Origin of the sequence: Pontibacter sp. E15-1 (genome assembly GCF_022601975.1) — a bacterium.
Classification (GTDB): Bacteria; Bacteroidota; Bacteroidia; order Cytophagales; family Hymenobacteraceae; genus Pontibacter.
Map to the genome: position 1 here is coordinate 95,804 of NZ_JAKVIR010000016.1, position 14,018 is coordinate 109,821.

At 52.6% G+C, this 14,018-nt stretch carries 11 protein-coding genes; 6 read left to right on the top strand and 5 right to left on the bottom strand.

The genetic code is table 11. The annotated features are described in order from the left end of the window. The first annotated feature begins 80 nt into the window (after positions 1-80). The 5 genes from MKJ04_RS12740 (at position 81) to MKJ04_RS12755 (ending at position 6,034) form a co-directional block, all read left to right on the top strand. Entirely contained in the window at positions 81-278 is a 198-nt protein-coding gene (locus MKJ04_RS12740) for a glycoside hydrolase family 20 zincin-like fold domain-containing protein (protein ID WP_241642029.1), read from the top strand. Beyond that, positions 235-450 (top strand): glycoside hydrolase family 20 zincin-like fold domain-containing protein, encoded by a 216-nt coding sequence (locus MKJ04_RS22965; RefSeq protein ID WP_410896824.1) that lies wholly within the window; start codon positions 235-237, stop codon positions 448-450. Before MKJ04_RS12740 ends, MKJ04_RS22965 begins: the two co-directional genes overlap by 44 nt. An 81-nt stretch (positions 451-531) precedes the next feature. Beyond that, complete coding sequence (locus MKJ04_RS12745) at positions 532-2,055, top strand: sulfatase (protein ID WP_241642030.1); 1,524 nt, start codon at positions 532-534, stop codon at positions 2,053-2,055. A 53-nt stretch (positions 2,056-2,108) separates the two neighbouring features. Then, positions 2,109-3,665, top strand: coding sequence for an alpha-L-fucosidase (locus MKJ04_RS12750; RefSeq protein WP_241642031.1), 1,557 nt, complete (start codon positions 2,109-2,111; stop codon positions 3,663-3,665). A gap of 65 nt (positions 3,666-3,730) precedes the next feature. Then, complete coding sequence (locus MKJ04_RS12755) at positions 3,731-6,034, top strand: family 20 glycosylhydrolase (protein WP_241642032.1); 2,304 nt, start codon at positions 3,731-3,733, stop codon at positions 6,032-6,034. Between the two features lie 221 nt (positions 6,035-6,255). Here MKJ04_RS12755 and MKJ04_RS12760 read toward each other — a convergent pair whose 3' ends face one another. The 4 genes from MKJ04_RS12760 to nagB form a co-directional block, all read right to left on the bottom strand. Beyond that, positions 6,256-6,405 (bottom strand): hypothetical protein, encoded by a 150-nt coding sequence (locus MKJ04_RS12760; protein WP_241642033.1) that lies wholly within the window; start codon positions 6,403-6,405, stop codon positions 6,256-6,258. Positions 6,406-6,546: 141 nt separating this feature from the next. Then, the gene (locus MKJ04_RS12765; protein WP_241642034.1) at positions 6,547-8,898 is read right to left on the bottom strand and encodes a family 20 glycosylhydrolase; all 2,352 of its coding nucleotides are present in this window, start codon (positions 8,896-8,898) and stop codon (positions 6,547-6,549) included. After that, positions 8,895-9,779, bottom strand: coding sequence for an ROK family protein (locus MKJ04_RS12770; protein WP_241642035.1), 885 nt, complete (start codon positions 9,777-9,779; stop codon positions 8,895-8,897). The genes MKJ04_RS12765 and MKJ04_RS12770 overlap by 4 nt, the downstream gene beginning before the upstream one ends. Before the next feature lie 189 nt (positions 9,780-9,968). Further along, entirely contained in the window at positions 9,969-11,888 is a 1,920-nt protein-coding gene (gene nagB / locus MKJ04_RS12775; RefSeq protein WP_241642036.1) for a glucosamine-6-phosphate deaminase, read from the bottom strand. A gap of 586 nt (positions 11,889-12,474) precedes the next feature. Between nagB and MKJ04_RS12780 the strand changes: the two genes are divergently transcribed. Next, positions 12,475-12,798, top strand: coding sequence for a hypothetical protein (locus tag MKJ04_RS12780; RefSeq protein WP_241642037.1), 324 nt, complete (start codon positions 12,475-12,477; stop codon positions 12,796-12,798). Between the two features lie 71 nt (positions 12,799-12,869). On the opposite strand, the gene MKJ04_RS12785 is transcribed toward MKJ04_RS12780, so the two are convergent. After that, positions 12,870-13,961: a LacI family DNA-binding transcriptional regulator gene (locus MKJ04_RS12785; RefSeq protein ID WP_241642038.1), complete on the bottom strand. Its 1,092-nt coding sequence runs from the start codon at positions 13,959-13,961 to the stop codon at positions 12,870-12,872. Positions 13,962-14,018: the final 57 nt, after the last annotated feature.

Consider the following 14,018-nt stretch of genomic DNA (forward strand, 5'->3'; position numbering starts at 1 on the left):
GCCAGGCATCACCATTTTGGCAGCTTACCAAATTAAACCGACCGTTCAGTAAGCTTATTTATACCCCAATAACTCTCTCCATGAAAAAAATCTTATACCTGCTACTTCTTGTTTTTATAGCTGCTTTTGAGGCTGGCGCGCAGGAAATAAACATCATCCCGAGGCCTAACAAAATAGAGCTAGCAAAAGGGCAGTTTGAGATAGGCAACGCAAAAAGTATCCAGTATGCTGCCAATGCAGAGAAAGAAGCCGCTTTCCTACAGCGCGCTTCAAGGTAGGTATAAACTAAGTCTGGCTACCAACTCGGGCAAGTCGAAAAAGAACACCATCAGCCTGGAACTGGATAAAAAGCTGTCGGGAGCACTAGGAACGGAAGGCTACCGGTTAACGGCAACCCCTACGCAAATAACTGTTAAAGCGGCCACCAATGCGGGCCCATTCCGACGATAGGAGAAACCCCAGAACGGTTCTGCCGCGAGTTGAGAAGCCTGTGCTATAGCTACTTACGCGGCTGATATTTAAAAGAACACAATGAAAAAACGCTTTCTGCTGGTTGCACTTATACTACCTGCCTTGGCTACCCAGGCGCAGGAGCGGCCCAATATGGTGGTTTTTATGGTAGACGACATGGGCTGGATGGATACTTCTGTGCCCTTTGCAGAGAAGGTATACCCTTTGAACCAGCGCTACCACACGCCCAACATGGAGCGCCTTGCCCGGGAAGGCATGAAGTTTACCAATGCTTATGCTACGCCCGTGTGTACGCCCACACGGGTAAGTATGCTTACCGGGATGAATGCAGCCCATCATGGCGTCACAAACTGGACCACGCCCTGGAAAGGCCAGAACTCTGACAACCCCGATGAGCAGATGGGCTTTGCTGCCTGGAACCTGAACGGACTAAGCCCGGTAGCGGGAGTGCCGCAGACGGTACATGCCACGCCTTTCCCGAAGATCCTGAAAAACCATGGCTACATGACCATACACGTGGGCAAGGCGCATTGGGCAGGGGCAGGCACCCCGGGAGCCAATCCGCACAACATGGGCTTTATGGTGAACATTGCAGGTCACGTGGCCGGTCGTCCGCTTAGCTACCTCGGCGAGCGGAACTATGGCAACGCACAGGGCAAGCCGTACGACATTCATGCGGTGCCGGATATGGCGGAGTACTTCGGAACCGAAACATACCTGACAGAAGCGTTGACACTGGAAGCCCTGAAGACGCTGGAGGCGCCCATCCAGAACAAGCAGCCCTTTTTCCTGCACATGTCGCACTACGCCGTGCACGACCCATACAACCCGGACAAGCGCTATATGCAGAAATACCTGGATGCAGGATTAAGCAATACCGATGCAATGTATGCCAGCATGGTGGAAGGTATGGACAAGAGCCTGGGCGACATCATGGATTATCTGGAAGAAAAAGGAGTGGCCAGCAACACCGTACTGATTTTTATGAGCGACAACGGTGGCCTTAGCATGGCCTATGCCGGGCGCGGGGCGGCACACACGCAAAACCTTCCGCTCAGAGCGGGCAAAGGGTCTGTGTACGAAGGCGGCATCCGGGAGCCGATGCTTGTGAAATGGCCGGGCGTGGTAAAGCCCGCTTCGGTAAACCATACCCCTATCATCATTGAAGATTTCTTTCCGACGCTTTTGGAGATGGCACAGGTGGAGCAGTATAAAACTGCGCAACAGGTAGATGGCATCAGTTTTATGCCGCTACTCAAGTTCCCTCCTAAAAAAACGGCAGACCGTGCCCTGATCTGGCACATACCCAACAAATGGACCCGGGAAGACGGCCCCGGCATTAACTATAAAAGTGCCATCCGCGAAGGCGACTGGAAACTGGTTTACCATATGCGCGATGGTAAGCTGGAGCTGTATAATCTAAGGTCTGATATCGGGGAGACGACAGATGTAGCCACAAAGCACCCTAAACGGGTGAAAGCCTTAGCCGCTAAGTTAAGCCAGCAACTGCGCCAATGGAACGCGCCGATGCCGATGGTTAAAAGCACAGGCAAACCCGTGCCCATGCCCGATGAAGTACGCTAAAGTATAAACTAACAGGTATGAAATCTTCAAGTACAACTTATACATACAGCAGGATGAAAAAAATAACGACCGGCCTTTTATCGCTTTTACTGGCTGCCTCTGCTCCCGTTCATGCGCAGGACACAACCGATAAAGCGAACTTCATGATTTTGCAGCCTTCTGATACAGAGGCTGCTATTGTCCGGAAGGCCGCGAACATAGTGCCCACGCCTCGTCAGCTGCGCTGGCAGCAGCTGGAGCTAACTGCCTTTTTTCATGTGGGCGTAAACACCTTTACCAACCGCGAGTGGGGCACCGGCAAGGAGGACCCCAAAATATTTAACCCGACGCAGCTCGACGCCCGCCAATGGGTGCGCGTGGCCAATGAGGCAGGCATCAAACAGGTTATCCTGACGGCCAAGCACCACGACGGCTTTTGCCTGTGGCCCACCGCCACCACAGGGCATTCTGTTAAAAGCAGCCCCTGGAAAAACGGGCAGGGCGACCTGATGCGGGATGTGGCCGAGGCGTGCCAGGAGTATGGCATTGGCTTTGGCGTATACCTCTCCCCCTGGGACATGAACTCGCCGGTTTACGGCAGTGATGCCTACAACGACCTGTTTATAGAGCAGCTCACCGAGCTACTGACCAACTATGGGCAGATAGACGAGGTATGGTTTGACGGAGCCAACGGCGAGGGGCCGAACGGGAAGAGACAAGTATATGATTTTGACCGCTGGTATAAGCACATCCGCAAACTGCAGCCCACGGCCACCATCGCCATTATGGGGCCGGATGTGCGCTGGGTAGGCACCGAGACGGGCTATGGCCGCGAAACGGAGTGGAGCGTGGTGCCAGCCGACAACCTGGACCAAAATTCTGTAGCGGCCACCTCGCAACAGGCCGTGGCCTTTAAACCTGCCGGCGACATGCGCGGTGAGGTATTGGGCAGCCGCGAAAAAATCCGAAATGCCAAGGGGCTGGTGTGGTACCCCGCCGAGACAGACGTGTCCATCCGCCCGGGCTGGTTCTACCATCCTGCCGAAGACGATAAGGTAAAGGCGCCGGAGAAACTGCTGGATATTTACTACAGCTCGGTGGGCCGCAACGGTGTGCTCCTGCTCAACATCCCGCCAGACACGCGTGGACTTATACATGAGAGTGATATAAAAGCCTTGCAGGAATGGAAAAAGCTGCGCGATGATACCTTCGGCAAAAACCTGGCAAGCGGCGCCAAAGTGAAGGTTTCGGGTGGCAGGAATAAGATGGCCATACTTGATGGGAAGTATGACACACACTTCACCACTAAGTCGGAGAAAGACACCACTGCCGTAATCGAGCTGCGGCTGGACGGGGAGCAGACCTTTGATGTGCTGATGCTGCAGGAAAACATCAGCGTGGGCCAGCGCATTGAGAAGTTTGCGTTTGAGTACTGGCAAAACGGGCAGTGGCAACAGGCTACAGCGGGCACTACCGTAGGGTATAAGCGCCTGTTGCGTTTCGAGCCCGTAACCGCAAGCAAAGTAAGGCTGCGCATTGAGTCGTCGCGGCTCAACCCGACCATCTCTGAAATCGGACTGTACAAAAACGCGCTAACAAATGGTTCTTATTCTGCCAAACAGCAGCAGTAAAGTATAAACACATAGCTCGCGCAGCCTGCGCTTTAAACCACCTGTCATACCTAAATATTTTTACCATGACAAAGAAGATAACCCTTCTTTTAACTGTTTTCTTCCCCTTTCTGGTGCTGGCACAGGAGCCGGTCAGCATTATCCCGCAGCCGGTGAGTATACAGCGCAGCGAAGGCAGCTTCGTTATCGACAGCCATACTTCCATGCACCTGGAGAATGAGATAAAGGAGTTGAAACCGGCCGCCGAGTTTCTGGCTGCACGCATCAAAGAAATTTCCGGCTACGAGCTGCCCATCAAAAAGCGAAAGGGCAAAGCCATCAAACTGGCCATCGAAAGTATAGTCGGCATCGGTGCCGAAGGGTATCAGTTGAATGTTTCTCCCTCCGGGATAAGTATAAAAGCCAACTCCAAAGCCGGTATCGTGTATGGTATCCAGTCGGTGCTGCAGACGCTGCCGGCCGTGCGCACCAACGCTGCCTTGCAGGTGCCCGCGATGCGCGTTGCCGACTACCCACGCTTTGGCTGGCGCGGCATGCACCTGGATGTGAGCCGCCATTTCTTCTCGCCGGAGGCCGTGAAGCAGTACATTGACCTGATGGCCATGTATAAGATGAACACCCTGCACTGGCACCTGGTAGACGATCCGGGCTGGCGCATCGAGATTAAGAAATACCCAAAGCTAACGGAAGTAGGCGCCTGGCGCGTAGACCAAAACGACAAACCCTGGGACGCAAGGCCACAGGCAAAACCAGGCGAAGAGCCGACCTACGGCGGGTATTATACCCAAGAACAGGTGAAGGATATCGTGGCGTATGCCATGCAGCGCAATGTAAGGGTAGTGCCGGAGATTGAGATGCCGGGCCACGTGGCCTCGGCCATCGCCGCTTACCCGCACCTGAGCTGTAGCGGCAAACCGCAGCTGCCCATCACGGGCGGCGACTACACAGGCATTAGCTCCAACTACTGCCCGGGCAACGAAGAGGTGTTTGCTTTTCTGGAGGACGTGCTGGACGAGGTCGTGGCCCTTTTCCCCTCGCAGTACGTGCACATCGGCGGCGATGAGGTAGATAAATCGGGCTGGAAGAAGTGCCCCAAGTGCCAGGCACGCATGCAGGCCGAAGGGCTGGAGAACGTGGAGGAACTGCAGAGCTACTTTATCAAGCGCATGGAAAAGTACCTGCTCACCAAAAACCGCCGCATTATTGGCTGGGATGAGATTTTGGAGGGCGGACTGGCCCCGCAGGCAACTGTGATGAGCTGGCGTGGCGAAAGCGGGGGCATTGCCGCGGCCAAAATGGGCCACGATGTGATCATGACGCCAGGCTCCCCGGTATACTTCGACCATTACCAGGCTGGCCCCGAAGGCGAGCCGCTGGCCATTGGCGGCTTCAACACCCTGAAGAAAGTATACGACTATGAGCCGATACCGAAAGAGCTGACACCAGCAGAAGCCAGGCACGTACTGGGCGCCCAGGCCAACGTCTGGACGGAGTATATCCCCACGGCCTCGCAACTGGAGTACATGGTGCTGCCGCGTATGCTGGCACTGGCCGAGGTGGTATGGTCGCCGAAGGAAAGCCGCGACTGGGCAAGCTTCAACCAGCGCTTACAGCCCCAATTCAAAGCCTTCGACCAGAAAGGGCTTACCTACTCCAAAGGCAATTTTACCGTGGACATCAAGCCAAGCTCTGAGGGCGGCAAACTACTGGTGAGCCTTTTTACGGAGGCCATGAACGGTGAGGTATACTACACCTTAAACGGCGCTGAGCCTACTACCCAAAGTATAAAATATACACAGCCTATCCAGATCGATTCGTCGGTTGTGCTAAAGGCCGTGACAGTGGTAAATGGCAAAGTGATGGGCCTGAAGCCTGCGGAGCAGTCGTTTAGCATGCACAAGGCCGTTGGCCGCGAGGTAAAGTATGAAAACCCGGTAAGTAAGCACTACATGGCCGACGGGCCAAACTCCCTGACCGACGGCGTGCGCGGCAGGCAGGTAGTGGGCAAATACTGGCATGGCTTCAGCGGCCGCGACATGGTGGCCACCATCGACCTAGGCGAGACAAAATCCATCTCTAACATTTCCCTGGGTGCCCTGCAGCACTACCGCGACTGGATTTTTATGCCTACCGCAGTAAAGTTTGAGGTATCCACTGACGGCAAGAATTTTAAAGAAGTGAAAACCGTGAAAAACCCGGTGTCGCTGAACGAGCAGGAGGCTACCATGCACGACTTCAAAGCCGATTTTCCGGCGCAGAAAGCGAAGTATGTGCGGGTAACTGCCTATCACCTTACGTTGCTGCCCGAAGGACACAACGGGGCAGGGCAACCCGGCTGGCTTTTCGCTGACGAAATCATGGTGAGGTAAGCATTCATGATGCGTTGCCAATGGCTGCCGCGAGACAAGCCAGCAGCAAAGAAGCCAGCTCACATCTGCCGTTGATATGAAATACAAGCACACGCTAGTACGCTTTATCCTCCTCGTTCTCAGTGTGCGTGCTGGATGAAGCCTGACCGTGACCGCCGTGCTGCCGGACGGGCCCGTAAGCCTGTACCGCGACAAAAGTAAGCCAATCAAGGGCAACTAACTTACTGCCTGGCCTGGTGCCAAACGGGTAGCTTGCCGCTGTAGCCAAAGGGGTACCGTCTTGCCGGGTAGTGGTGCTGCACGAGGTGACAACACAAGCCAGCCAGCACAAACAGGGTAGTTTGTAGCTTAGAAAAAGCTTTCAGATGCATATTTATTGTTTTTTTGAATCCGGAAGGTATGGCCCTTTAAAGCGTTGGGCTGATTAAGAATACAGATTTACATGTAAAAGAAAAGGCAGGCCCTATGCTGTAAGACAGGGCCTGCTCTTCCTATTGGCTTTCCGGTTGCGGTTATTTTACAATAATCTCGTCGGTAAACAGCCAGGCCTTTCCTTTGTCCTGGTCAGTGCCCGGGCGAGGGTTCTTAGCTGTTACCCTGATATAACGCGCTTTTGTGCCGCTTAACTCAGCCGTCAGCACTTCCTTAAACACACCCGGCTTGTCGCTAAGCTCGCTGATCACCTTCACGGTTTTATACTTCCTGCCATCCTTTGACACGGCAAACTCTACCTGCTCCGGAAGTTGGATCCCGTCGTTTTTGGTTTGCAGGTAGGAGCTGGTGATGCTGTTGATGCGCTTTTTCTCCTTCAGGTCGATCACAGCCTCTATGTCAGTGCCCAAAAAACCGAGCCATTGCCCGTTGGTGAAGCTGTTGCTTGCCAGTTGGCCATCCACCAGCGTGCCAGGGCCAGTGGCCGTGTAGCTGCGGTGCGGGGTATGCTTCAGCGTAACAGCGTGCGCGAAAGCCTTGTGCTGGTTCAGTTCTTTTGCGCTTACCTTGCCCAGCTGTTTCCCTTTTTCATCAAAGGAGGCCGCTTTGATTACGGCAGATTTCTTAAGCTCAAAAGGTTGGCTGTACGCCAGCGATGCAGTTGTCGGCTCAGAGTCATCCAGTGTATAGAAAATCTGAGGGCCTGTGGCATCGGTAGCAAGCGTTACAGTGGCCGCAGCCTGGCTAGGGTCTACCGCTATTTGCTGCTTCACGTTAAAGGTGCTGCGGGCATAGTTTACGCCCATGTGATCAAAGCGCTTGTACTGCTGCTGCATACGCGTCTGGAAATCGTTCCAGTCTTTCCTGGCGGCCGGTGTCCAGAGCACTTCCGACAGGGCCGAGATACGCGGCATGATCATGTATTCCACCTGATCCTCGGTAGGGATATACTCGGTCCATACATTGGCCTGCGCGCCCAGGATATACTTTTTCTCCTCAGCGGAAAGCACTGCCGGCGTTGGCTCAAAAGCGTATACTTTCTCCAGCGTGGTATGGCCTCCGATGGCGGTGGGCTCCAGGCTTGGCTCGCCCTGGTAGTGGTCGAAGTATACATGCGATCCGGGTGTCATCACCACATAATGATGCTGCTTGGCAGCGGCAATGCCTCCTTCGGTTCCTCTCCACGACATGACGTAGGCGTTGGGTGCCAAACCACCTTCCAGGATTTCATCCCAGCCGATAATGGTTCTGCCTTTGGCATTCAGGAATTTCTCCATGCGTTGGATAAAGTAACTCTGCAACTCGTGCTCGTCATGCAGGCCCTCGTCGGCGATGCGCTTCTGGCACTTCGGGCACTTTTCCCAGCGGGCTTTCGGCGACTCATCTCCCCCGATGTGCACGATCTTGCTGGGGAACAGCGCCAGCACCTCCGTCATCACGTCTTCCAGAAAAGTGAACGTCTGCTCGTTTCCCGCGCAGAACACATCATCGAACACGCCCCACTTTTTCTCGACTTCAAACGGGCCGCCGGTACAGGAGAGCTCCGGGTAGGCCGTAAGTGCCGCTAAGGCGTGTCCCGGCATCTCAATTTCTGGTATTACCGTAATGTAGCGCTCCTGCGCATACTTTACCACGTCCTTTATCTGCTCTTGGGTATAAAATCCGCCGTAGCGCTCATTGGTAAACTTATGCGGCTGGTCGCTGTAATGGCCGATCAGGGTGCCATCGCGCCAGGCGCCTACTTCGGTCAGCTTCGGGTATTTTTTAATCTCAATGCGCCAGCCCTGGTCCTCGGTCAAGTGCCAGTGGAAGGTGTTCATCTTGTGCATGGCCAGGTAATCGATGTACTCTTTCACGAACTCTACCGGGAAGAAATGGCGGGCCACATCCAGGTGCATGCCGCGCCACTCGTAGCGGGGCTTGTCTACTATAGCCAGGGCAGGCAGGCTTACCGGGGCCGTCGTGGGCGCTGCGGGCAAAAGCTGCCGAACGGTTTGCGTGCCCAGGAAAATCCCCTGCGGTTCTTTGGCGGCAAGTGTCACCTTCTCCGGTGTCACATGTAAGGTATACCCTTCGGCGCCCAGTGTGTCGATTGGAGCGCTAAGCGTGAGGTGCAGGTAATTGCTGCTGTTTTTGGCAGGCGCTTTTTGCTCCACTGCCGGCTGCACCCCGGTCATCTCTTTTATATGCCTGGCCAGGTATTCTCCTATCTTGCGCAGCTCTTCGTTCTTTGGGTCCACAAAGATTCGGGTTTCTTTCCCGAGTGGGAAGCTGCCGCTTTGCTGCGTAAGTTTTACCGGTTTCGGAATAATAGAGATCGTTTGCTGCTGTGTGGCGCTTTGCTGCGCCATGGCGGGAGCAGGGCTAACTAAGTGCCCCGACAGAACACAGGCAGAAGTAGCAAGTACGGTGAGCGTTTTCTTTATTGTCATACAGATGCTTTATTGAAGGAAGTTTTAGCTTTGTTTTTCATTTGGAAGAGGGCTGCGGCCCCCAATACCGCTGCTTTGTCAATTGCCGAGGGCTCAATAACTGTTCTATCCAAAACAGTTTTAAAGGGGAAAGTCGCCAGGCTGTTGCGCATCGCTTTCTCGAAAAACGGAAAGCTTTTGCTGATTGACCCGCCCAGGAATATAGCTTCCGGTGACAGGGCGTATAGGATGATTTTTAAGGCACTCCCGAGGTGATGGCCAAACTGCTCGAATATTTCCAACGCGTCAGTATGTCCTTTTTCGGCAAGTTCCCGAACCATGCCGCCGTTCATGCCAAAGCCATTTTCAAACATCTTGCCGCTACAGTAGTCTTCGATGGTTTTATCTAAGTATGGGATCCCCCCGAACTCGCCAGCACTGGAAAGGGTGCCAGAGTAAAGTTTGTTATTTGCGATGATACCCGACCCGAAACCGGTGCCCAGGGTAACGCCAACAATGTTCCTGAATTCCTTGCCCTTCCCATATAGCTTTTCTCCAAGTACAAAGGAGTTTGCATCGTTCGTGACGTAAACGGGTCTGCCGAAGTAGTCCTCCAGGTATTGTTTAAGGGGTACTTCTTTCCAGGAGGGGATATTCTGCACACTGCAAACAACACCTCTTTTTTCATCGACCAAGCCTGGTACACCTATCCCAATTCCTAATGTGTCGGAATCAATCAAGTGCTTAATCCCTTGAGCTGTCTCTTCTAGAATCTGCTCCTGGGAAGCATGCGAGGAGGTTGGTATTTTTTTCTCGAGAATAATTTTCCCGTCTTGCACCAAACCTATATGGGTTTTAGTGCCTCCAATGTCAATGCCGATGATTCTCTGGTTATGCTGCATCTTGCTTGTTTGTGATGTTTAAAGCAAAGCTATGGAAAATTTTATTCCACGTTTTCCGCTCCATCTCCACAGGCTGAATTACTTTACAAATGACAATTGGAAAGGCGCAAAAGTAGGTTTGCCTGTTAACAAGGCAGGTAGTGAATCGGGCATTGCCTTCAGGCTTACCTCTGAAAGCCAAAGTATACCCTAAAATTTATACCGTACAAAAGCCTCCATGGCTTCGTACTCAGCTAACCCCAATCTGTTGTATGCTTTCGCGGTCTCACTGGTGCGGTCTTCAGCCCTTATCCAGAACTCACGCGCATCATCCCCCGGAAACACAGGTCTGTCCTTCTGCGACTGGTGCTTGAAGATGGCGTTCCGCTTGCGCTCCACCTCCTGCGGCGACAGCGGCACGGCCATCTCTATTTGGTGTGTCTCAAACTCGTGCCAGGCACCGCGGTACATCCACAGCCAACACTCCCTGGCCCAGTCTTCCGTTTCACGGAGCTGCGCAATGGCCGCTATGATGATGTCAAAGCAAACCTTGTGTGTGCCATGCGGGTCTGCAAAATCACCTGCTGCAAATATCTGGTGCGGCTTTACTTTTCGCAGCAAGTCTATCGTTTGCTGGATATCATCACTATAAATCTCTCTTTTCTGCGTCTTCGCCCGATCATAGAAAGGCAAGGCCATAAAATGAATGTTCTCGTCAGGCAAACCGGCAAACCGAGCGCCGGCCCTGGCTTCTCCCTTTCTAATAAGCCCCTTTACTTCTAATATCTCATGTAAATCCGTCTGGTTTGGCTGCTTTGTTTTTAAGAACTTGCGCATGTTCTGATAAGCCGCCCCAAGTGATTCGCCGTCATACCCTAACACTTTGTTAAAGTCGATGGCAAACTCTACGAAACGTAAGGCGTCGTCGTCCCATACCGCCGTGTTGCCGCTGGTTTGGTAGGCCACATGCACGTCGTGGCCCTGGTCCACGAGGCGTATAAAGGTGCCGCCCATCGAGATCACATCGTCATCGGGGTGCGGGGAGAAGATGATCACGCGCTTCCGGGCAGGCTCGGCGCGCTCGGGCCGCTGCGAGTCGTCGGCGTTGGGTTTGCCGCCCGGCCAGCCCGTGATGGTATGCTGCAGCTGGTTGAACACATGGATGTTGATGTTGTAGGCGGGGCCGTTCTGCACGGCCAGCTGTGCCATGCCGTGGTTGTTATAGTCTTCGTCGGTCAGTTTTAGAATGGGTTTATTTAAGGCCTGTGCAAGCCAGATAACGGCCTTCTTGGTCAGCGCCTCGTCCCACACGCAGTCTTTCACCAGCCACGGCTCATTCAGTCGGGTCAGCTCGGAGGCAGCGTCGGCATCCAGCACAAACTCCACCTTGTCCGAAAGCTGCAGGTAGGTGGCGGGAACTTCAGAGGAAATCTCTCCCTCCACGGCTTTTCTAATGATGGGGGCTTTCTTTTTGCCCCAGGCCATCAGGATGATCTCGCGGGCCTTGAAGATGGTGCCAATGCCCATCGTGATGGCTTTGGTGGGCACGTTTTCCTTGCCACCGAAGTCGCGGGCCGCGTCTCGGCGCGTCAGGTCGTCCAGCGTCACGAGGCGGGTGCCGGAGTTGGGGGCCGAGCCTGGCTCGTTGAAGCCAATATGTCCGGTGCGGCCGATGCCGAGCAGCTGGAGATCCAAGCCATTTAAGGCCTCAATCTTACGTTCATAGTCCAGGCAATACGTCGTGATCTCATCTCTGTCAAGGGTGCCATCCGGTATATGGATATTCTCCCTGGGTATATCGACGTGGTCGAAAAGGTTCTCGTTCATGAACGTGACATAGCTCTGGGCGGCCGTAGGGCTCATCGGGTAGTACTCATCCAGGTTAAAGGTCACCACGTTCTGGAAGCTCAGTCCCTCCTCGCGGTGCTGGCGCACCAGCTCCGCATATACCCCTACAGGAGTGGCACCTGTCGCAAGTCCTAACACGGCCCGCTCTCCGTTTTGGTGCTTGCTGCGGATAAGGGCTGCAATGCGACAGGCAACCTTCACTGAGGCAATATGCTCATGAGGATAAACGGATACCGGAAGTTTTTCAAAGCGGGTTTCTTCAAGAAGGTTTAATCGGGCCATGATATGAGGATTAAAGTATTTTGGATATGCGTGTACGAGCACACAAACATAAGCAAAAATCTTGTTTCCAAAAAATATCCTTTGAAATAGTGCATGCCTAGCTCAGTGTTGCACAAAAAGGCGCTCTCTTTTATTAGACAATAGCACGTTGCCGGTAGTCATCGCCATGTATAACAGCATCTTAAGCTGATACACCAGGAACCTATACCCACGCAGCAGCGCCTATGAAATGATGGCTGATTCGCGCAGGAGCAGATACAAGGATAACGTATAGGATTTTAGGTAACCGTTGCGCGGAATAGGGGTTGAGGTGCCCGTGAAGTTGTTTTTTCTAATTTTAAATAATGGGGAAAGGAAGCCAGGCGTCAGCGGTTGGTTTTACATGATGTGATCAAACTGAGTATCTCTTCTCGGTATGGGCACGCCTATTTCCCAAAGCAAGTAATACCATAGCTACTCAATTGCTCTTTACAGGCAAGGCTAGAGTAGGATCTTTACTACATAATAGTATATGTATACATGTCGTACTTAATGCGATTCAATGGGTTGTATCTGAGTTTCCTGCCCATTACTTCAATTACTCTACATGGCAAAGTTCCTCTTTGTTTTTCTGCTTATCGGCAGCATCACCAAGGCGCCATACACCCGACTTCGGTACCTGAACGATAGGGGCAGCAACATCTATCTGAACGGGCAGCTTATACCCCCCAGCCTGGAGGCGCACCGGACAGAAGCGAAATTCATACCCTTCCTCTTCGACGAAGGGTATGAATTTCGCCCACCTGTAGCCGCGCCAGTGAAAAAAGGCTGGCACACGGTGCTGGTTACACTGCCTGTGGGCAGCCTGAAACGCCAAGATTGGCAGAACCCGGTGAAGTGGATGTCTACCTTGTTGCCGCTGTGTAAATAAGGGATGGGCGGCGGCAGGGCACGATACCTGAAAGCGGAACAACAAGCTACGGTCTACGCCATAGCCTCAATTTATGAATCAGCTTCGATGTAGTAGTGCAGGTTCTCTTTTGTGATGATATCCAATGGAAGATACTTGATCGGGTTGTTCTTTTTCTTGAATATGAGATGGTCTGCCAAGGCCTGAACACCCCAATAGCCCTGGCCCTTCGGGTTCTGGTTGATAAGGAAACTGATCATATCGCTGTTGAGGTAATGCAGGTTTCTCTCAATCAAATCATAGCCGACCAATTTTATATGCTGGAGTTTCCGTTGCTGTATATATTCTGCAATGATATACGCCTTGGAATTCGTTACAAATACCCCGTTTATATTGCCTGCGCTTTTGAAATAATGATTTAACTGCTGGGGTATCGTTTGCTGGGAATTACTCTGAAGGTCAATCTGCAGAATTTCATACCTGTTTGCCAGGCCATCCTGAGCAAAGTAATCCTTGAACCCTTGTTCCTTGTGTATCAGATGAGACGAGTTGAGAATGTCTTCTTCGATATGGATCACCGCCAGGGTAGCCGTCTCGCTGCAGCCGTAATGCAGGAGTTTTCCGGCCAACAAACCACTTTGGTAAGAATCCTGGCCTATGTACATGAGCGGCTCATAATCCGGGATGTGCGTGTTGAAGAGCACAAACGGGATGTTCTCACGCCTCCATTTGTTAAAGTACGCTAATGACTGCCGGTAAAACAAAGGGGCTATTAATATGCCATCGAAAGCCTTGCTGACAACTTTATTCGCTGCCGTAGAGAAGGAGTCGGCGTCTACGGGATCAAAAAAGAACTTCGTAATCCTAATGCCATACTGTTTCAACTCATCCTCAGCCTTCTCAATACCCTCCTTAGGGGCCTGCCAGTAACTATCTTCGGAAGGGTCAGCTATAAGTGCAGCTACATGGTATGTTTTGTTGCTCACCAAAGCTCTTGCAAGCAAATTAGGCTTGTAATTAAGTTCCTCTGCAATTTCTAACACGCGCTGGCGCACATCTTCAGCCACTCTTCCACGGTTGTGAAGAATGCGGTCTACAGTCCCCGTCGAAACGTTCGCTTTCTCAGCTATATCTTTTATTCTAATCATATTGCCAATCTTAGGTAAGGTCTTTTTCAGACCCAAAAGGCCTTGTATATGTCTTATATGAGAACAAATACAGCTATGGCGACCTTTTATCTC

Coding starts and splice junctions, on each gene's coding strand:
- MKJ04_RS12740 (WP_241642029.1), top strand. CDS start 81: ATGAAAAAAATCTTATACCTGCTACTTCTTGTTTTTATAGCTGCTTTT.
- MKJ04_RS22965 (WP_410896824.1), top strand. CDS start 235: ATGCAGAGAAAGAAGCCGCTTTCCTACAGCGCGCTTCAAGGTAGGTAT.
- MKJ04_RS12745 (WP_241642030.1), top strand. CDS start 532: ATGAAAAAACGCTTTCTGCTGGTTGCACTTATACTACCTGCCTTGGCT.
- MKJ04_RS12750 (WP_241642031.1), top strand. CDS start 2,109: ATGAAAAAAATAACGACCGGCCTTTTATCGCTTTTACTGGCTGCCTCT.
- MKJ04_RS12755 (WP_241642032.1), top strand. CDS start 3,731: ATGACAAAGAAGATAACCCTTCTTTTAACTGTTTTCTTCCCCTTTCTG.
- MKJ04_RS12760 (WP_241642033.1), bottom strand. CDS start 6,405: ATGCATCTGAAAGCTTTTTCTAAGCTACAAACTACCCTGTTTGTGCTG.
- MKJ04_RS12765 (WP_241642034.1), bottom strand. CDS start 8,898: ATGACAATAAAGAAAACGCTCACCGTACTTGCTACTTCTGCCTGTGTT.
- MKJ04_RS12770 (WP_241642035.1), bottom strand. CDS start 9,779: ATGCAGCATAACCAGAGAATCATCGGCATTGACATTGGAGGCACTAAA.
- nagB (WP_241642036.1), bottom strand. CDS start 11,888: ATGGCCCGATTAAACCTTCTTGAAGAAACCCGCTTTGAAAAACTTCCG.
- MKJ04_RS12780 (WP_241642037.1), top strand. CDS start 12,475: ATGGCAAAGTTCCTCTTTGTTTTTCTGCTTATCGGCAGCATCACCAAG.